Annotated in this window: 16 protein-coding genes; 8 read left to right on the forward strand and 8 right to left on the reverse strand. The window is 72.0% G+C overall.

The annotated features are described in order from the left end of the window. Positions 1 to 135: 135 nt before the first annotated feature. On the forward strand, positions 136 to 4,014 hold the full coding sequence (locus tag AB6N24_RS06990) for a replicative DNA helicase (protein ID WP_489672053.1): 3,879 nt from the start codon (positions 136 to 138) through the stop codon (positions 4,012 to 4,014). 123 nt (positions 4,015 to 4,137) lie between these two features. Here the strand turns inward: AB6N24_RS06990 and AB6N24_RS06995 are convergent, their stop codons facing one another. Then, a complete protein-coding gene (locus AB6N24_RS06995) occupies positions 4,138 to 4,359 on the reverse strand; it encodes a hypothetical protein (RefSeq protein ID WP_412868694.1) in 222 nt (73 codons plus the stop codon). A gap of 318 nt (positions 4,360 to 4,677) precedes the next feature. Here AB6N24_RS06995 and AB6N24_RS07000 point away from each other — a divergent pair, with 318 nt between their 5' ends. Both AB6N24_RS07000 and AB6N24_RS07005 read left to right on the forward strand, forming a co-directional pair. Continuing rightward, entirely contained in the window at positions 4,678 to 5,160 is a 483-nt protein-coding gene (locus AB6N24_RS07000) for a hypothetical protein (protein WP_412868695.1), read from the forward strand. 148 nt (positions 5,161 to 5,308) lie between these two features. Next, positions 5,309 to 5,743 (forward strand): DUF6331 family protein, encoded by a 435-nt coding sequence (locus AB6N24_RS07005; protein ID WP_412868696.1) that lies wholly within the window; start codon positions 5,309 to 5,311, stop codon positions 5,741 to 5,743. A gap of 218 nt (positions 5,744 to 5,961) precedes the next feature. Here AB6N24_RS07005 and AB6N24_RS07010 read toward each other — a convergent pair whose 3' ends face one another. Next, the gene (locus AB6N24_RS07010; RefSeq protein ID WP_412868697.1) at positions 5,962 to 10,119 is read right to left on the reverse strand and encodes a 3-keto-alpha-glucoside-1,2-lyase-like domain-containing protein; all 4,158 of its coding nucleotides are present in this window, start codon (positions 10,117 to 10,119) and stop codon (positions 5,962 to 5,964) included. Positions 10,120 to 10,652: 533 nt separating this feature from the next. Between AB6N24_RS07010 and AB6N24_RS07015 the strand changes: the two genes are divergently transcribed. Both AB6N24_RS07015 and AB6N24_RS07020 read left to right on the forward strand, forming a co-directional pair. Next, on the forward strand, positions 10,653 to 11,738 hold the full coding sequence (locus tag AB6N24_RS07015; RefSeq protein WP_412868698.1) for an OmpA family protein: 1,086 nt from the start codon (positions 10,653 to 10,655) through the stop codon (positions 11,736 to 11,738). A gap of 56 nt (positions 11,739 to 11,794) precedes the next feature. Continuing rightward, the gene (locus AB6N24_RS07020; protein WP_412868699.1) at positions 11,795 to 12,388 is read left to right on the forward strand and encodes a hypothetical protein; all 594 of its coding nucleotides are present in this window, start codon (positions 11,795 to 11,797) and stop codon (positions 12,386 to 12,388) included. A gap of 112 nt (positions 12,389 to 12,500) precedes the next feature. Here AB6N24_RS07020 and AB6N24_RS07025 read toward each other — a convergent pair whose 3' ends face one another. The 4 genes from AB6N24_RS07025 to AB6N24_RS07040 all read right to left on the reverse strand — a co-directional run bounded on the left by AB6N24_RS07025 (position 12,501) and on the right by AB6N24_RS07040 (position 15,078). Next, a complete protein-coding gene (locus AB6N24_RS07025; RefSeq protein ID WP_412868700.1) occupies positions 12,501 to 12,803 on the reverse strand; it encodes a transcriptional regulator in 303 nt (100 codons plus the stop codon). Continuing rightward, the gene (locus AB6N24_RS07030) at positions 12,793 to 13,245 is read right to left on the reverse strand and encodes a hypothetical protein (protein ID WP_412868701.1); all 453 of its coding nucleotides are present in this window, start codon (positions 13,243 to 13,245) and stop codon (positions 12,793 to 12,795) included. Before AB6N24_RS07030 ends, AB6N24_RS07025 begins: the two co-directional genes overlap by 11 nt. A 130-nt stretch (positions 13,246 to 13,375) precedes the next feature. Then, positions 13,376 to 14,131: a spermidine synthase family protein gene (locus AB6N24_RS07035; protein WP_412868702.1), complete on the reverse strand. Its 756-nt coding sequence runs from the start codon at positions 14,129 to 14,131 to the stop codon at positions 13,376 to 13,378. 134 nt (positions 14,132 to 14,265) lie between these two features. Then, positions 14,266 to 15,078 carry an alpha/beta hydrolase gene (locus AB6N24_RS07040; RefSeq protein ID WP_412868703.1) on the reverse strand — a complete coding sequence of 271 codons (813 nt, stop codon included), beginning with the start codon at positions 15,076 to 15,078 and terminating at the stop codon, positions 14,266 to 14,268. 322 nt (positions 15,079 to 15,400) lie between these two features. On the opposite strand from AB6N24_RS07040, the gene AB6N24_RS07045 reads away from it, so the two are divergent. After that, positions 15,401 to 16,375: a helix-turn-helix domain-containing protein gene (locus AB6N24_RS07045; protein WP_412868704.1), complete on the forward strand. Its 975-nt coding sequence runs from the start codon at positions 15,401 to 15,403 to the stop codon at positions 16,373 to 16,375. A 133-nt stretch (positions 16,376 to 16,508) separates the two neighbouring features. Here AB6N24_RS07045 and AB6N24_RS07050 read toward each other — a convergent pair whose 3' ends face one another. Both AB6N24_RS07050 and AB6N24_RS07055 read right to left on the reverse strand, forming a co-directional pair. Continuing rightward, positions 16,509 to 16,979, reverse strand: a complete 471-nt coding sequence (locus AB6N24_RS07050; protein ID WP_412868705.1) for a RidA family protein — start codon at positions 16,977 to 16,979, stop codon at positions 16,509 to 16,511. Next, positions 16,976 to 17,218 (reverse strand): hypothetical protein, encoded by a 243-nt coding sequence (locus AB6N24_RS07055; protein WP_412868706.1) that lies wholly within the window; start codon positions 17,216 to 17,218, stop codon positions 16,976 to 16,978. Before AB6N24_RS07055 ends, AB6N24_RS07050 begins: the two co-directional genes overlap by 4 nt. A gap of 46 nt (positions 17,219 to 17,264) precedes the next feature. Here AB6N24_RS07055 and AB6N24_RS07060 point away from each other — a divergent pair, with 46 nt between their 5' ends. After that, entirely contained in the window at positions 17,265 to 17,696 is a 432-nt protein-coding gene (locus AB6N24_RS07060) for a hypothetical protein (RefSeq protein ID WP_412868707.1), read from the forward strand. A 122-nt stretch (positions 17,697 to 17,818) separates the two neighbouring features. Beyond that, positions 17,819 to 18,559: a TetR/AcrR family transcriptional regulator gene (locus AB6N24_RS07065; RefSeq protein ID WP_412868708.1), complete on the forward strand. Its 741-nt coding sequence runs from the start codon at positions 17,819 to 17,821 to the stop codon at positions 18,557 to 18,559. The last annotated feature ends 388 nt before the right edge of the window (positions 18,560 to 18,947 follow it).

An 18,947-nucleotide genomic window follows, 5' to 3' on the forward strand; every position in this document is an offset into this window, starting at 1 on the left:
CAGCACCTTAGCCTCGCGTACGGCGCGGGCGATGATGCTCCAGGGGGCGTCCGGGGAGGACGACGCAGGAGCTTGTCAGTATCTCCTGATAGAACACATGTTCGACAACGTGCACGGTGGAGTCGGGGGAAGTCTGTGACGATCGAGGAGCTCGAGTACGGCGCGCCGTCGGACGGTGTGCGCGCCGGAGGCGGCTACGACCGGACCCCTCCGCAGGACGTCGCCGCGGAGCAGAGCGTCCTCGGCGGCATGATGCTCTCGAAGGACGCGATCGCCGACGTCGTCGAGCAGCTGCGCGGCACCGACTTCTACCGCCCGGCGCACGAGGCGATCTACGACGCAATCCTCGACCTGTACGGCCGGGGCGAGCCGGCCGACGCCGTGACCGTCGCCGACGAGCTGACGAAGCGCGGCGACATGACCCGCATCGGCGGGGCGCCCTACCTGCACACGCTCATCTCGGCCGTCCCCACCGCCGCGAACGCCGGGTACTACGCGCGCATCGTGCGCGAGCGCGCCGTGCTGCGCCGCCTCGTCGAGGCGGGGACGCGCATCGTGCAGCTCGGGTACGCGACCGACGGCGGCGACGTCGACGAGATCGTCAACAACGCCCAGGCCGAGGTCTACGCGGTCACCGAGCGCCGGACCACCGAGGACTACCACCGGCTCGGCGAGGTCATCGGCGGCACGGTCGACGAGATCGAGGCCGCCGGCCACCGCGGCGAGGGGATGATCGGCGTGCCCACGGGGTTCGCGGACCTCGACCGGCTGACCAACGGGCTCCACCCGGGGCAGATGATCGTCATTGCCGCGCGTCCGGCCATCGGCAAGGCGCTCGCGCTCGACACCCTGCTGCCCACACCGACGGGCTGGACCACGATGGGCGAGGTGCAGGTCGGCGACGAGCTGATCGCGGCCGACGGCACCCGCACGACGGTCGTCGGGGCCACTCCCGTGATGACGGGTCGCCCGTGCTACCGCGTGACGTTCGACGACGGGACGACGATCGTCGCGGACGCGCAGCACGAGTGGGCGACCCGGACGCGTGCTGAGCGTCGCCTGTCCGGAGGCGGATCGACCGTCGTGCGGACCACCGAGGAGCTCGCGGCGACAGTCCGCTGCGTGACGGCGGACGTGCGGGCGAACCACTCCGTCCAGACCGCCGCCCCGCTCGCGCTCCCGGACGCGTATCTCCCCGTCGACCCGTACGCCCTGGGCGTGTGGCTGGGCGACGGCCACTCGGCGTCGGCGCGGTTCACGTCGGCGGACCCCGAGATCGCGATGCGCATCGAGGGCCGCGGGCTTGTCGCGCGGCAGGCGGGGGTGGCCGACGGGGCTGCACAGCTCTACACGCTGGGTCTGCCCGCCGACGAGGCCGTCGCGGCGCGTGACTGCGTCGTGTGCGGCGCCGTGTTCGTGCCGCGGACCAGCCAGGTCCGCACGTGCGGTCGCTCGTGCGGTGGGCGCGCCAAGGTCGTGAGCGCGCCGGTCGCCGCGCCGACGTGCCCCGACTGCGGCCGGCCGAGCACCGGGCTGCGCCGGTGCCAGGAGTGCCACCTCGACCACGGGACGATCACCGGCCTGCTGCGCGGGCTCGGCGTGCTCAGGAACAAGCACATCCCTGCGGCGTACCTGCGCGCGAGCGAGGCGCAGCGACGCGACCTGCTCGCCGGGCTCCTCGACACCGACGGGACGGTGAACCCGACCGGGAGTCCGCAGTTCACGGTCACGAGCCGCCGGCTCGCCGAGGACGTCCGCGAGCTGGTGCACTCGCTCGGGTACCGGACCGGCTGGTCGACGCGCACCGTCCGTGGCCGAAGCGCCGAGTCGTCCACCGCGTTCACCATCACCTTCACCACGGACGACGACGTCTTCGCGCTCGAGCGCAAGCGTCTGGTGCACAAGGAGCGCCGGCGCCCCTCGACCCCGCGGCTCCGCCAGCGCATGGTCGTCTCCGTCGAGCCGATCGACAGCGTCCCCGTCCGCTGCGTCGAGATCGACCACCCGGAGCACCTGTACCTCGCGAGCCGGTCGATGGTCCCGACACACAACTCAACACTGGGCATCGACATCGTGCGGTCGGCGGCGATCAAGCACAATCAAGCGGCGGTGGTTTTCTCGCTCGAGATGAGCCGCAACGAGATCACGATGCGTCTGCTCTCCGCCGAGGCGCGCATCCACCTGCAGAAGATGCGCACCGGCCAGATGGGCGAGGACGACTGGCAGAAGCTCGCGGCCACGATGGGCAAGATCTCCGAGGCGCCGCTGTTCATCGACGACTCGCCGAACATGTCGCTCATGGAGATCCGCGCCAAGTGCCGGCGCCTCAAGCAGCGCCACGACCTCAAGCTCGTCGTCATCGACTACCTCCAGCTCATGTCGTCGGGCAAGCGCGTCGAGTCCCGTCAGCAGGAGGTCTCGGAGTTCTCGCGTGCGCTCAAGCTGCTCGCCAAGGAGCTCGAGGTCCCCGTCATCGCGATCTCGCAGCTGAACCGTGGGCCGGAGCAGCGCACCGACAAGCGGCCGGCGATGAGCGACCTTCGTGAGTCCGGTTGTCTCACCGCAGACACCCGCATCCTGCGCGCCGACACGGGCGCGGAGACGACGATGGGCGAACTGTTCGCCCTCGGCGCCAAGGACGTCCCCGTCTGGGCGCTCAACGAGCGGCTGCAGTACGTCCGCCGTCACCTGACGCACGTCTTCCCGACAGGTGTGAAGCCGGTCTACCGGCTCCGGCTCTCCTCGGGCAAGGAGGTCACGGCGACGGGCAACCACCCCTTCCTGACCTACGAGGGGTGGACTCCGCTGGAGGAGCTCGCCGCAGGCTCGCGGGTCGGCGTCCCGAGGCACGTCCCCGGTCCGGAGCGGAACGCCGAGTGGGACGACCGCCGCGTCGTGATGCTGGCGCACCTGCTCGGTGACGGTTCCTTCGTCAAGCGTCAGCCGATCTGCTATGCATCGGTCGACGAGCTGAACCTCTCCGCGGTGAGCGACGCCGCGGGCGCGTTCGGCATCACGCCGGTCCGTGACGACCACGCAGCCGTACGTGTCACGAGCCTCCGCCTGCCCGCGCCTCACCGGTTGGCGCGCGGCAAGCGGAACCCGATCGCCGAGTGGCTCGACGACTTCGGGCTCTTCGGCGCGCGGAGCCACGAGAAGTTCGTGCCGACGTCGGTGTTCCACCTCCCCAAGCGGCAGATCGCCCTGTTCATCCGGCACATCTGGGCGACGGACGGCTCGGTCACCGTCAACGCGAACGGCCGCAGCGGCCGCATCTACTACGCGTCGACGTCGCGTCCGCTGCTCGACGGGCTCTCGCGCCTCCTGCTCCGCTTCGGCATCTCGACGCGCATCCGCACGACGACCCCGAAGCCCGGCTACCGCCCGGGCTACACGCTCGACATCTCTGGCGTCGACGACCAGCGCCGGTTCCTCCAGGAGATCGGCGTGCACGGCGCTCGCGGCCAGCAGGCCGAGCGGCTGCTCGAGATCATCCGCGAGACCCGCGCGAACACGAACGTCGACACCGTCCCGCGTCAGGTGTGGGACGACGTGCGCCTGCTGCTCGAGGAGCAGGGGATGACGCACCGGCAGTTCGCCGAGGCGATGGGCACGCAGTTCTGCGGCTCGACGATGTGGAAGCGCTCGCCGTCGCGTCAGCGCCTGGGGCGCGTCGCCGAGGTCCTCGGCAGCGAGGAGCTCGAGATCATGGCGGTCAACGACCTCCTGTGGGACGAGGTCGTCGCCATCGAGCCGCTCGGCGAGCAGCCCGTCTTCGACGCGACCGTCGTCGGGACGCACAACTTCGTCGCCAACGGGATCGCGGTGCACAACAGCATCGAGCAGGACGCCGACATGGTGATCCTGCTGCACCGCGAGGACGCCTACGAGAAGGAGTCGCCGCGCGCCGGCGAGGCCGACCTGATCGTGGCCAAGCACCGAAACGGCCCGACCGACACCATCACCGTGGCGTTCCAGGGGCACTACTCGCGATTCGTGGACATGCAGGCGTAGCACCTGTCGTGTGTCGAGTCACGTCGGGACGAAGTGCGACGCCTCAGCATCTGTCGGGTCTGCGGCTGCATCTCGACACCCCGTGCGCCCCGGCGTGATGACGGGAGCGGGTGGTACGAGCCCTTACCGCCGGCGGGAACTTCCCCCACGCCCTGCACGCCCCCCACGCCCCCGCCAGCCGCCGTTCACCGGCGAGGCGCCGCCGACCCCACCCAGGTGCAGCGCGAGGAAGAACAGACCGGCGAACATCAGCGTCTGCGGGGTCAGAGCGTCCCCGACGTTCGCCTCGACGAGGTCGAGGAGCAGGGCGAGGGCGAAGATCGCGGCAGCAACGATCGCAAGCATGAGCGCTCCAAGGGAAAGGGTCCGGCGAGCCTGCCGGAGGGTCTGACGCTTCCGGGTGATTCGAAGGCCCCCGGATCATGGCCCACGGTCACGACGATCGCGAGTTGGAGAAGGGTTCGAGGGACTCAGGCGGGTCGCTCGACGGCAGCTGCCCGGGACGTGTTCCGCCGGGCCGGTCTCATGAGGCCGCAGCCCGCACACACCCGCGCGACCATCGCGAGCCGGGCACCCAGCGCTAGCCTGCCAACAAGATCTTCGCGCACCCAATAGCCCGGCCAAGATGCGCTGGGTTCTGCCGCGGCCACCTCATCATGAGTCGTGCAGTGGGACGACGAGACGATCACCGACGTGGTGCGCGCGTACCGCACCAACTACGAGCTCGGTCAGGGCGACCGGCAGGAGCGCGCCGAGGCAGCAGAGCGTCACTTCTGGGCATGGGAGACGGTGAACGGGGCCGTAGGGGAAGGCACGCTGCCGGTCGAGGTGATCGACGCGATGCTGCACGACCCGTCGGGCGACGACGGCTACCGGTCGTACGTCGCGGCCGGACCGATCGAGGACATGCTGCGCAGGCAGCCCGAGCGGTACACCGACGAGGTTGCCGCGCGGTGCCGGGTCGACGCCGTCTGGGCCGAGACGGTCGATGGCGTGTGGCTCGACCGCCGGACGTGGGAGGCCCTGCCAGAACCGCTTCGCGAGCTCATCATCGAGCCGCAGCTTCGCGTCCAGGCGGAGCGAACCCGCGTGCGCACAGGGCGGCGGCCCAGCAAGCGCCCATCGAGACGCGGACGCGGACACTGATCCACGTCGGGCCGCTCAGGTCGGGGACGGTGGCCGGCATCGTGACGATAGCCAGGTGTCACTGTCGAGACGCACGATTCTCCGACCAAGCGCTATGCGGGGAAGAAGTCGCGTGCGCGATCGGACCGCTTCCTCATACCCTGCACGCGTGTCGAACAGCGTCGAAGGTGAGGGCTGGCAGAGGGTCCACCCGGCGGAGCACCTGAGGAGCGGGTACACCTCGGTCGACTCGTTGCTTCCGGACGCTGACTGGTTCTGGTGGTCGCTCCAGCGGTTCTGCGTCCCAGACTGCTGCGGCCTGGACGCCTATGACCTGTCAGCGGAGTCCGTGGCGTGGGCTTGCGGCTGGGGAACCGTGCGACCCGCGTCGTCGGACCGGCGCGACGAGAAGCCGGGCGATCCACGGGAGCTTGCCGTCGCCCTCCGGACGGCCGCACAGCAGATCCGAGCGCTGGACGCGACGTGCGTGAGTGCGTCGCTCTTCAACCACATCCTCGTCCCCGAGTCGTGCGCCGGCCTGCTGGAGGACCTCGCCGACAAGGCCGAGCCCGAGACGATCTCTGCCGACCCGGGTCAGTCATGAGGGCGACCGCGTTCGGCGCACGCCGATGCCGTCGATCCTCTGCCTGATCACCGCGGAGGCGACGCTGTTGGTCCTGCACGTTCGGTCAGGACCTGGAATGGGTCTCGCTCACGCGCGCGGAGACCGGTTCGGCGCGTCGCGCCGGGGCAGAACCAGGTCGGCGGGAGGAGCCCGGAACCCGGTGCCGGGCTCCTCCCGCCGACTCGTCAGCCGGCTCGTCAGCGCAGCGCCGCCACCAGAGGCGTGAGCACCTTCGCCTCCTCGACCGTGAAGGCCTTGCCGACCTGCTGCGCGATGTGGCGCTCGACCCCCGTCAGGAGCATCCTGCGTGCGGTGCTGTTCCGTGTGTGCTCTGCGCGCACCAGCGTGCTGTTGATGACCGCTGTGGTGACCCAGCGGTCGCTGAAGGTGTTCACGAGCGACCGCAGCGACCGGAAGGTGACCGTGACCGACACCTCGGTGGCGCCCTCGCCCACGTTCCCTGCGGCGTCGGTGGCCGAGGCGGTGAGCGGGTGGGTGCCGAGGCCGTACGTCCACGCCGGGACCTGGACGTCGGCGCACGTGGTGGAGGCGACCCCCGACCCGGGCTCCGGGTCGGTCGCCGCGCAGCCGAGGGTGACCCGCTGGTCGACCGTGTAGCTCCCGGCGTTGCCGGAGAAGGCCACCCGGGGTGCGACGGTGTCCACGGCGACGACCACGGTCGACGGCTCCTCGACGGCACCGCGCGTGTCCGTCGAGCGGAAGGAGACGGTGCGCTCGCCCTCACCGGGGACCGCGAACGGCTCCTCGTAGGTGAGCCAGTCGCCGTCGTCGAGCCGGTACTGCGTCGACGCGACGCCGTCGGCGTCCTGTGCGGCGAGCGTCACCGTCGGCTCGACGGTGTGCCACCCGCCCACCGGCTCCGGGCTCACCGTTGCCGTCGTGACGGGCGGTGAGGCCGCGACCACCTCGCCGAGCCGCAGCCGGTCGAGGTTGACGTTCCCGTCGTCCCCGTCCTCGTGGCGCAGGGTGACGGTGTTCCCGCCCTCCTGCAGAGGGACGTCGACCGTCACGCTCGACCACGCCGACCACTCCCCGGTGCTCGGCAGGGTGACCTGCCCGAGATCGGTGCCGTTGGCGTGCAGGGAGACGGTCTTCGGTCCGGCGAACGGGTGCGGTCCGTTCGCGTAGCGGAGCGTCACCGGGTACGTCCCCGCGGCGTCGACGTCCACCGTCGCGGTCGCACCGGCCCCGAGGCGGCCGAAGCCCTGCACGTAGCCAGAGCCGGAGTAGCCGGCGTGCTCCGTGCCGACCTCCGCCCCGCCGTCGAGCGCACCGTCCTCGAGCTCGTACGTCGCGGACGTGGAGGTGCTGCGGATCCGCACGTCCCGGTAGGAGACCGCCTCGCCGGCACCGTGGTTCTGCAGGCCGACGAAGCCCGAGGACAGGTCACGCGCCGGGTCGGTGCTGGTGAACTCGTTGACGAGCACACCGTTGAGGTGCACGCGGATCGTGTCGCCCGCCACCTCGATCTCGTAGGCGTTCCACTGCCCCACCGGCTTGAGCGCCCGGTCGATCGCGGCGGCGTCCGCCCCCTGGAACGTGTAGATGGCGCCCGTCGTGCGGTCCGCCTCGTCGCTCGCGTCGATCTGGATCTCGTACCCCTGCCCGACGGCGACCCACGGGTCGTTCCCGGGGTTCGGGAAGCCGACGAACACGCCGCCGTTGTCGTCCTTCGAGAGCTTCCAGTCGAGCTTGAGCGTGTACTCGCCGAACTCCTGCGCCGTGTACCAGAGCAGGCCGAGGCCGCCCTGGGTGCGCAGCGTGCAGTCGGCCTGCCGGCCGAAGCCACCGGGCCCGGCCATGCGCCAGCGGTCCAGGCTCGCCAGCGTGCCGTCGAACAGTGCGGTGTAGCCGTCCTCGGGCGCGTCCGGTGCGCAGATGTCCGGGTCCGCACCGACCCGCAGGACGTCGAGGTTGACGTTCCCGTCGTCGCCGTCCTCGTAGCGGAGGGAGATGGTGTTGGCTCCCGCACGGAGGTCCAGCTCGCGGGTGAGGGTCCGCCACGTCTTCCAGTCCCCGGTGCTCGGGAACTCCACCGGGTCGACCTCGACGCCGTTGACGTGCAGCGACATGCGCTTGGTGCCCTGGAAGGGGTCCGGCCCGTTGGCGTACCGGAGGTGGACCGGGACGGTCCCGGCCTCGTCGACCTGGGTCGTGAACGTCACGGAGGCGCCCGGGGCCTGGAGGCCGGCGGTGAACCCGGAGCCGGAGTAGCCGCTGTGGTCCATCGCGATGGAGGCGCCGCCGAGCATCTGCGCCTCCTCGGCCTCGTGGTGGCCGAGGTCGTCCGGAGCCACGTAGCCGGGGATGGTGTTGAGCGTGTACCACGCCTCCGTGCTCCAGAGCTCGTCACCGTCGGCGTCGGTGAACGGCCGCGGCGAACGCAGGTGCACGACGCGGTCCGGCTTGAGGCCGTCGACGGTCAGGCGGACGGTCCGCCGGTCCTCCGACACCTCCGCCGCGGTGACCAGCAGCACCTCCTGGTCGATCTTCGGGCCGCCGTACTGCTGCGTGGGCACGTAGCGCCACTGCTGCACGTCGTAGCCGGCCTCGGCGTCCTGCGTGATCCGCTGCACCGTGTCCTCCGACAGCGGCTGGGTGTAGCGGACGTCGAAACCGTCCTCCGTGACGCTCATCGAGGTCATGTCGAAGGCGTTCGTCCCGTTCGGGGTGAGCTTCTGCAGCCCGTAGTCGAGCTTGCCCGACTCGCTCCAGTTGCCCGCCTCGCCGATCCCGCCGACGTAGACGGCACCGTCGGGGCCGACGACGGTCCGGTTCACGCCGGCCTGGAGGCCGGCCGTGTGGCGGAACGCCGCTCCCTGGTACTCGCCCTCGACCTCCTCGAGGAACGCCCGCTGCAGCCCGCCGTAGGTGACGTCACCGAAGAGCATCTGACCGGCGAACGGCCCCTCCTCGAGCAGCACGGGGTTGCTCGGCGAGTTCGAGATCTCGTTCTGGGGCAGCCACAGCACCGGCTTGGTTACCGGGTTCGCGTCGAACGGTCCCGCCGGGTTCGTGTAGTGGTGGAAGAACCGGTCCTGCTCGACGTGGAGCAGCTTCGACGACGGCAGCCAGGCGCCCTGGTTGTCCATGACGAACAGCTCGCCCTGCGGGCCCCAGCCGAGCCCGTTCGGGGTCCGCAGACCACCGGCGACGTACTGGATCTCGCCCGTCTCCCGGTCGACCCGGATGCTCGTCCCGCGGTTCTCGGCGAGCTGCGGGTCCGTCGTCGCGCCGCCGTTGTCGATCGCGACCGAGAGCGTCACGTAGAAGTGGTCGTCGTCGTGGAGGAGGCCGAAGGCGAACTCGTGGAAGTTGCCGCCGTACGGCCACTCGGCCACCGTGCGGTGCTCGAGCAGGCCGTCACCGTCCGTGTCCGGGGTGAGCTCGGTGAGCCGGTCCCGCTCCGAGACGTAGAGGGACCCGTCGACGGCGGCCACGCCCATGGGGTTGAGCAGCCCGGTGGCCACCTTCGTCACGGTCACCTGCTCGGCGTCGGTCTCACCGGTCACGCCGCTGAGCACGAACACCTCACCCGGCTCGGGGTCCGGCACCGGTCCGCTCGGGCTCACGGACCCTGCGGTGACGACCACGAGGTCGCCCTCCTCGGTCCAGTCGAGCGCCGACACCATCGGCTCGAAGCCGTCCGGCAGCAGGTCGGTGAGCGTGTAGTTCGGGTGGACGGCGTCCAGCCGCAGCCCGTCCCCCGGGGTGTCCTTGTCCCCCGTGCAGGACTTGGTCCCGGGCGCGGTCACGCGGACGACGTCCCGGTCCGTGCTCAGGGCGGACGACGGCACGACGACGAGCTCGTCCGAGCCCGGCGTGCGCCACTCCAGGCGCAGGCCCTGGTCGAAGCCGGCCTCGAAGTACTCCACGAGCAGGTCGTGGTGGCCGGCGGCCAGCGTGATCACGCCGTCCTTCGGGATCGCCTCGTGCAGGCCGTCGTGGTCGACGACCAGCTGGTCGTCGACGACGAGCCTGGACCCGTCGTCGCTGGTCAGGCGGAAGGTGTACTCCCCGGCGATGGGGGTGTGCAGCGTGGCGATCACGTCGGAGCGGAAGTTGTCCGCGGCGCCGAACTCCTCGGGCGTGGTCCAGTCGATCGTCGGCATGTGCTTGTCGACGTTCGGGGTGGTGCCGGGGCGGACCTGGCAGATCGACTGCTGCGCCACCCCCAGTGCGTACGTCCGCAGGGTGACGCCCGGCTGCTGAGGCGGCAGGTCGTCGTCGGCCGCGGCCGCCGGCAGGGCTGTCGCCGTCACCGCCGATCCGAGCAGGGACAGGCCCAGCAGGGCCGCGAGGGCCTTCGGGCGTCGAGCTGTTCGTGGTCGCACTCTTCCTCCTTGAAGGGTGGTCGTCCTGGGGACGTGAGGTGCGAGGCGGCCCTCGCCTCAGGCGCCTGCGCTGGGGCAGTGCCGGGTGTGCGACGCAGCGGTCAGGGCAGGTCGCGGGTCGGTCACGGGGAACCGAGCGAGGTCGACCGCCTCGGCTCCGGTGACGTCAGCCGTGACGCCCCGCCACCGCGGCAGGGATCGTCCTGCGGCAGCGGGCCACCGGGGAACGTCCGATGTGTCGCCTTTGACCATGGGCTGACCGTAGGGACGCCTTATGCCGAGCATCAAGCAAAAGTAGTCATCCGACTGTCGACATCTACCTGCGGCGTCACATAATTGACCGCCCGGACGTCGACCGGCGAGGTCCGGAGGAGACCCGGGAGGTGCCGCCGCCTACAGTGGAGGTGCGACAGGCAGACCGGGTTCAGCGGCCGGCGGACGGGGATGGGGTTCCTCGCAGCGGCCCAGCGGAGGACCTCCCCACTCTCGCCCGGGCGCCGCGACCGGGCACACGACCAGAGGCGGGGGAGTCCATGACGGTTCACGGTCTGGCGAGGCGGGTGGGCGTGCTCGCGCTCGCCGGCGCACTCCTCCCGGCGGCCCTGCCGGCGGCGTCCGGGTCCGGTGACGGTGTGCCCTCGGGTGTTGTCGTGGTCGACGGGCAGGACGTGCCGGTCCTGGGCTCCTTCACGTTCCGCAAGGGGTGGGACCCGCGGAGCCCCGAGGTCGTCGGCTTCGTGCACGGCGTCCGTCGCGTCGAGGGCGGTACGGCCGTCTACTACTCCCTCGGTCTGGCGCCGGACGCCGACGAGGACCTCCTCGCGGAGAGCGTGCTCGAGACGTCCGCGAGCCCGTACGACCCCGCGTACGCCACGGAGATCGGCCTCGTCGACGTCGCGTCCACGGCGATGTACACCCCGCTGCGGGACGGGGACTCGACGTTCGCGACCGCGAACCGGGACCTGTCGGCCGACCGGGGCGCGCTCGTCGTCGGCTGGGCGGTGTTCCCCGCGCTGCCCCCGAGCACGACGACGGTGCAGGTGCGGATGCCGTCGGGGACGATCGTGCCCGGCATCCCGGTCGAGGACGGCGCCCTCGAGCCCGTGAGCGACGAGCCCGCGCCCCTGCTCGGTGCGGGCTGGCCGAGGGTGCCCGCCGGCGCGGAGCTGGCGGACGCGGACCCGGCTGCCGTGACGTGGACGCTCCTGCGTCGCTCCGGTGACCTCGAGGCGATCGCCCAGGCGCAGGAGAGCCCGCAGGAGGTCGCGGTGACCCTCGACACCAACGTGCTGTTCGCGTCGGGCGCCTCGGAACCGGGCTCACCGGCCCAGGCCGTGCTGGCCGGTGTCGCGGCGGACATCGCCGCACGCGGGACCGGCGAGGTGGTCGTGACCGGGCACACGGACGCCGACGGGACCGACGAGTTCAACCAGACGCTCTCCGAGAACCGCGCCCTCGCGGTCCGGGAGTCGCTCGAGCCCGCGTCCGGCGGTGGTGTGACGTTCGTGAGCGTCGGCAAGGGCGAGTCGGAGCCGATCGCCGGCAACGACACCGACGAGGGCAAGCAGGCCAACCGACGCGTGACCGTCGTCTACACGCTGAAGGGTGGTGCCCAGTGACCGGCCTCCGGCAGGCACGTCGGGCCCGTTGTGCACGCCGCTCCCCGTGGCACGCGGTGGTCGTCCTCGCGACCGTCCTCCTGGTCGGGGGCTGCACCGGGGGCGACACCCCCTCGCCGGTCGACACCTCGGGCGACAGCCGCACCGAGGACGGCGGCGGGTCGGACTGGACCGCCACCGAGCTCATCGAGGCGGTCTCCGCGCAGGAGGACGACGAGGTGCTGCGCTCGGTCGAGGGCGAGCTCGCCCACCAGACGGTCCCGACCCCGGCGCGCTTCGAGGTCGTGGACGTCTCGGCGGACGACCAGGCGACGACTCTCCTGCTGCGTCTGACCTATCTCGGCGACGGGGCCCTGCAGGTGCCGAGCACGTACCTGAGCCCGGACGTCCGCCTCGTGCGCGATGTCCGGGGCCTGGCCCTGCAGGTCCCCACGGAGAACATCCGGTACCAGCCCACGCTCGCGGCGCTGACCACGAACCCCGAGGAGACGGTCGAGTGCCTGTGCTCGGACCTGTCCGAGCACGTCGACGCCGCCACCCCGTTCCTCTTCACCGCGACGTTCCCGGCGCTCGACCCGGCGACCCGCGCGGTCGACCTCGAGCTCGCCGGGTTCCCGCTGGTCGAGGACCTTCCCGTCGACCGGGAGTGAGCCGGCGAGCGCGACCGGCGAGCTCCACGTCCGCGATCCGCACCGTTCCCGCCTCGCGCTCGGCCGGCAGGTGGCCGGGCACCGACTCGCCGGCTCTCGCGCGCGGGCGCCGTCAGGGTGAGGTCATCTCGCGGAGTGCGGCGACGTGCCCGTCGAACGCGTGCCGGCCCTCGGCCGTCAACCGCACCCAGGCGATCTGGCGCCGGTCGTCCCGTTCCTCGGAGGAGGAACGGCTCAACGTCGTGTAGCCGGCGTCGGTCAGCACACGCAGGTGCTTCGAGAGCGTCGGCTTGCTCAGGTCGAGGGTCGCTGCCAACGCCGAGAAGCTCAGGGCCTCGACGGGACGCAGCAGCCCGCAGATGCGCAGGCGGACGAGGTTGTGGACGATCTCGTCCGGCCGAGCCTCAGCGGTCACGGTCCAGCGACCTGCGTGCAGAGGCGTCGACGACCCGCACCGCGGCGACGGTGGCGGCGAACATCAGCGCCGCCGGGACGACCACCCACCAGTCGAGACGCAGGGAGACCAGGGCGAGCGCGGTGCTGTAGAGCAGCAGGCCGGTCGCGACGAGGGCGAGGTAGGCGACCCAGCCGCCGGCCCCGATGCCCTTCAGCCGCACCCCCGTGGACCTGGTGGCCACGAGGACGAGGATCATCGCCACGAGGAACAGGAAGAACCAGGGGCTGGGGCTGTCCGAGCGGGCGGTGTGACTGGTCGTGATCCACGCGGCGGCCACCGCGCCGAGCGCCGGTGCGAGCCATGCGGGCCGGCGAGCGCGCCGGCCGAGCGCGGTGCGGTCGGCGTCGAGGGCGGACAGGAGGTCGTTCGGCGCAGGGACGGTGTGACGCTCGTCGTTCATGCGGACGAGGCTACGATGTGTGTTGCCGTATGTGCAACACACCTGCACTGCGGCTCGAGGCTGACGACATGCGCGGCTCCTGGGGTCCCCGGGCCGGCTCCTCGCGCGGCACCGCGGGGACCGGTCGGGATCAGCGTGGCGCGCGCGCGAGGTAGACGGTGTTGGTGGCATCCCGGCCCTGCAAGGGGTTCGGGAACGAGACCACGTCCGCCCGGACGTCGACCAGCAGCGTGCGGAGGAGGTCCAGGTACGCCTCGTCCGGCGGGTCGTTGGACCACAGCGCGAACACGCCGCCGGGCACCAGGTGCTCGCGCAGCCGCAGCAGGCCGGCCGGCGTGTAGAAGCTCGCGTGGCTCGGGTCGAGCAGGTGACGGGGGGAGTGGTCGATGTCGACCAGGACCGCGTCCCACCGGCGGCCGGGCGTCGCAGGGTCCAGGCCGTCGTCCGACGCGAGGGCGGCGAAGAAGTCGGCGTGCACCAGACGGCACCGCGGGTCGGCGGTGAGGACCGCGCCGGCCGGGATCAGGCCGGCGTGGTGCCAGTGGATCACCTCGGCGAGCGCGTCGACGACGACCAGCGAGCCGACGCGCGCGTCCTCGAGCACGGTGAGCGCGGTGTACCCGAGCCCGAGCCCGCCGACGACGACGTCGAGACCAGCCGTACCGCCGTCGGCAGGCGCCCCGGTCATGGCCAGCCCGAGCCGCGCGAGCTCCTCCTCGGCCACCGTGAACAGGCTGGACATGAGGAACTCGTCGCCCAGCTTGACCTCCAGCACGTCGGCCCCGGTCACCGGATCCCGGCGCCGACGCAGGTTGATCTCGCCCATCGGCGTCGGGCCCCAGGCGAGCTCCTCCACGCGCGGACGTCGTGCTGGTCGCTCGGCCATCCGGTCAGCCTAGGCCGGAGCGGTCGAGGCCCGGACGCGGCGCAGAGGACGGGGCCGGCCCGACCGGCCTCGGCCCGCGACGAACCGGTGCTCGCACAGGTTCCTCGGGCCGGGGACCGGCGGTCGGCTCTCGTCTACGGCGCGGGGACCGAGGCAGTCCGGGCGTGCTCGAGCGCCCACGCCAGGGCGTGGTCCGCGACCTCCTCCCAGCCGGGCTCCGCGCAGATCCAGTGCGAGCGGCCGGGGAACTCGTGGTACTCGGTGACGGCGGGGGACCGGGCGTAGTGCTTGGCGTTGGACCTGTTGACCGACGGCGGCATGATGTGGTCCTTCTCGCCGCCGACGAACAGCAGGGGCGCGCGATCGGCGTCGTAGTCCACCCAGGTCTCCTGCCGGCCCGGCCTGAAGTTCGCGATGAGGCCGTACGCCCACACCCAGTTGCCCGGCGCGGGGATGGCGAACTCGCGCCAGACCGCGTCGGACTCCTCGCGCGAGAGCGTGTTCGCGAAGGCGTAGTGGAACTCCTCCGGGGTGAACCCGACGGCTCGGTGGAAGTTCGCGGGGTTCTTCAGCGCCGGGAACAGCGACCGGGCCTGCGACAGCGGGGTCACGCGGACGCCCTCGGTCGGCGCGGAGTCGACGACGACGCCCGCCGAGCCCAGACCACGGGCGAGGAGCAGCTGGGTGAGGGTGCCGCCGAAGGAGTGACCCATGAGGATCGGCGGCTCGGGGAGCGCCTCGATCTGCGCGGCGAGGTGGTCGACGGTCTCCGGCACCGTGAGCGTGGCGATGACCTCCGGGTTCTCGCGGAGCGCCTCGACCTCGATCTCGAAGCCGCGATACGCGGGCGTGAGGACGGTGTGGCCTGCGGCCTCGAAGCGGTGCTTCCAGCCGCGCCAGCTGCGGGGGGTCATCCACAGGCCGTGCACGAGCACGATGGTGGCCATGATCGGGTCCTCTCTCTCAGGCGGGCGGTGAGTCGACGAGCACCCGCAGGTCGGTGTGCGGGTGGTCGCGCAGCGGAGGCGGTCCGGACGAGCGCGACCGCCGGTCCGGGAGCGGCCGGCGGGGCGTGCGTCGGCCGGGGTTCCGCCGGGCTCCGACGAGGTACACACTGGTCGCGCGAGGGGCGTCTGCGCTGCTCAGGTCGGTGAGGGACCTGCTGTGGGCAGCCACGGACAAGTCGGGGTTCGCCTCCCTCCAGGAACGCACGAAGATGCCCTCGGCCTCGCGACCCGCGTGCGGCCTCGAAGGGAAGGGGCGGGCGGCATGGTGGTGCTGCTGGACACCCGGACCGTCGGACCCAAGGAACGGCTGCCCGCGATCTCGGCTGCCCTGGAGGGCACCACCGCGCCGTGCGAGGTCCGCTACGACGACGCCCCGGAGCGCGTCTTCACGCGGATCGAGGCGTGGCGGCTGGGCGACGTGGACGTGTGGCGCAACGAGGCCTCCGGGATGCGGATGACCCGTCAGAGCCGTCACCTCCGGGTCGACCCGGACGGCCGGGTCGCCATCGCCGTCCAGGAGGCCGGTCGGTCCCTGATCACGTACGACGACACCGACCCCGACGTCCGCGCGGGGACCGGGGGTCTGATCTGCGTCGACCTGACGAAGCCGTACGACTACGCGTGGCGGGGGCTCGGCTCGGCCTTCTGCATCTCCGTCCCCGCGGAGCAGGTCGGGCTGCCGGCGCACCTCGTCCGCACCGCCTCGCGCCAGCTCAGGACCAGCCCGCTGTACGGGCTGTTCCAACGGCACCTGCTCGGCCTCGCGCGCAGCACCGACGCGGTCGTGGCCGACCCCGCTGCCGCCGGGGTGGCCGGTGCCTCCGTCGAGCTGCTGCGTGCTCTGCTCGCGTCCGCCGCGCACGACGTCAGGTTCGAGCGGAGCACGATCGCGGCGACGCTGCTCGTCCAGATCCGCGCGTACGTCCAGCAGCACCTGCGCGACGCGGACCTGACGCCTGCCACGGTCGCGCGAGCGCACAACATCTCCGAGCGGCACCTCTTCCGGGTCTGTGCCGCAGCGGAGTTCAGCCTGGAGCAGTGGATCATCGGCCGGCGCCTGGTCGGCGCGCGTGAGGAGCTGGCCCGGGCGTCGAACGTGACGGTGCCGATCGCGTCGATCGCCCGACGCTGGGGCTTCCGCGACCCGGCCCACTTCACCCGTCGGTTCAAGGCGGCCTACGGGCTCACCCCGCGGGACTGGCGCCGGTTCGCGCTCTCGGAGTCCGACGGCGCCTGACCGGCCCTGCGATCGGCCCGGCCCGGCCCGGCGCCCTCATCATCGCCCTCGGACGACGGCGGGGTCACACGTGACCCCGTCCGACCGACCGGCGCGGACCGGTACGTGACGAACCCGCGAGTCCCTGCGCGGCTCAGGCGCTGCGGTGCTCGTCGACCTCGAAGAGGCACTCCGCGATGATCGGCAGCCCGCCGCGCAGCGAGACCGCCCCGAGCACCGACCGGGTGTGGATCCCGGAGTCGCCGAAGACGTCGACGAACAGCTCGGACAGCCCGTCGACCGCGAGATGGTGCTCCGTGAAGTCCTCGGTCGCGTTCACGAACGCCTGCACCCTGACCACCCGCTCGACCCGGTCGAGCGAGCCCAGGAAGCCCCGCACCGCCGCGAGCACCCCCAGCCCCACCGCGCGAGCAAGGCCCGCCCCCTGCACGGTGGTGAGCTCGCGACCGAGCTTCCCCACGGCCTGCGGGTCGCCCGGACCCTTGCCCGCGACGAACAGCAGGGCGCCGACCTGCACGCAGTTGGTGTACGCGGCCTGCGGCGCGCTCGCTCCGGGCAGCGTGATCCCCAGCTCGGTCAGGCGCGCCTCCGCGGACCACGTCACGGCTGTCTCCCCTTCGGTGCGGAGGACAACCAGTACCAGAGCCATCCGGCGCCCGCCACGCCGAGTGCGCCCACGGACACGGCCGCCGCACCGACACCGGCGACCCCGACGACCGCCGCCACCAGGACGGGGCCGGCCGACTGCCCGATCCCCGTGACCAGACGCCGGCCCGCGGTGACCGGCGTCACTTTGAACATGTTCAAGTTCTGCTCTACGCTGGACGTGTTGAACACGTTCAACTAGCCGGGGACCACCCGGCCGACGTCCTCGCCCAGGAGCGCCCCGATGAACCCGACCGTCGTCACGTACCTCGTCTACATCGCGGTCAGCGTCGCCCTGACGGTCTGGGTCGCCCGGACCCTGACGCGGAACGGGGAGGTCTTCCTCGTCGACGTCTTCCACGGCGAGCAGAAGGTGGCCGAGGCGACCAACCGGCTCCTGGTCGTCGGCTTCTACCTCGTGAACCTCGGGTTCGTCTCGCTCATGCTCCGGACGGGCCAGCCCGTCACCTCCGCACAGGAGGTCATCGAGGCGCTGGCCTCGAAGCTCGGGGCGGTGACCCTCCTGCTCGGAGCGCTCCACCTCGGCAACGTCCTCGTGCTGAGCCGGCACCGCTTCGTCGCGCAGCCGCAGCACAGCGCCTACGTCCCGTCGGGGCCGCACAACCCGCCCGTGGCGCCTCCCGTCTACGGCAACCCGCACCTGCCGCGCGCCTGAGGCGGTCGACCCGGGTCCGGCGCCCGCCGCCGCCGGCGTGCCGGCCTGCGGAGATATCGTGTCGCGGAGGTTCGAGGCGCCGAGGTGACATCCGTGCAGGCCCGAGAGGGAGGAGCCAGAGCGTGAGCGCCGCACCGACCGACCCCACGAACGCCGCCCCGGCCCCGTCCCGACGCGGCGAGGAGACCCGGGCCCGCATCGTCGAGGCCGCTCTGGCGCTGTTCCAGGAGCGCGGCTACGAGAAGACCACGATGCGGGCGGTCGCCACCGAGGCGGGCGTCAGCCTCGGCAACGCGTACTACTACTTCGCCTCCAAGGAGCACCTGGTCCAGGGCTTCTACGACCGGCTCCAGGACGAGCACCGCGACGTGGCCCTCCCGCGCCTGGCCGGGGTCCGCGACTTCCCCTCGCGCCTGCGGGTCGCCGAGGAGTCGTTCCTCGAGGCGGCCGGTCCGTACCACCAGTTCGCCGGACGGTTCTTCGCCGTCGCCGCCCAGCCGGCGAGCCCGCTCAACCCGTTCAGCGCGGAGAGCAGCCGGCCGCGCGAGGCGTCGACCGCGATCTACCGGGCCGTCGTCGAGGGCAGCGACCTCAAGGGCGACGAGCGCCTGCTCGCCGAGCTGCCGGAGCTGCTCTGGCTGGCGCACATGGGCGTGACGCTCTTCTGGGTGCACGACGCCAGCCGCGGCCAGCGCCGGACCCGTCACCTGGTGCACCGGACCGCCCCGCTGGTGGACCGGCTGGTCCGGCTCTCGCGCCTGCGCCCGCTGCGCCCGGCGGTGCACGACGTGCTGGCGCTCGTGCACGACCTGCGCGACACCACCCCCGAGGACGAGCCGGAGCCCGAGGCGGCGCGTCCCTGAGAGCGGGAGTCATGGGCCGGCCGACCCTCGTGCGGTCGCCGGTCCCGCTCTCGTCAACCGGCGGGTGCCGTGCCCCGGGTCCCGCACGACGAGAGCCCGGACGTGCTGGTGCCCCGGAGATGCGGCACGCCGGCCGGACCGGGGGACACCGCCGTCCGGGCGACCGAGCGGGTGATCGGCGACCGCCCCGGACGTCCCCGTTACCTGATCGCGACGCGTGTTACCTGACCGGGATGCTTGCGTGACCGTCCCGTGCTGGCTGCCGTCCGGGCGGACCGCCACGCTTCAGACCTCGGACAACGGAGGCAGCACATGCGCGGTCGGACCTTTCTCGGTGCTCGTCCCTCGACGACGCGGCTCGCTCGCGCGTCCCGTCGCACAGGTGCGC

The sequence above is a fragment of the Cellulomonas jepli genome (assembly GCF_047229345.1).
Taxonomy (GTDB): domain Bacteria; phylum Actinomycetota; class Actinomycetes; order Actinomycetales; family Cellulomonadaceae; genus Cellulomonas_A.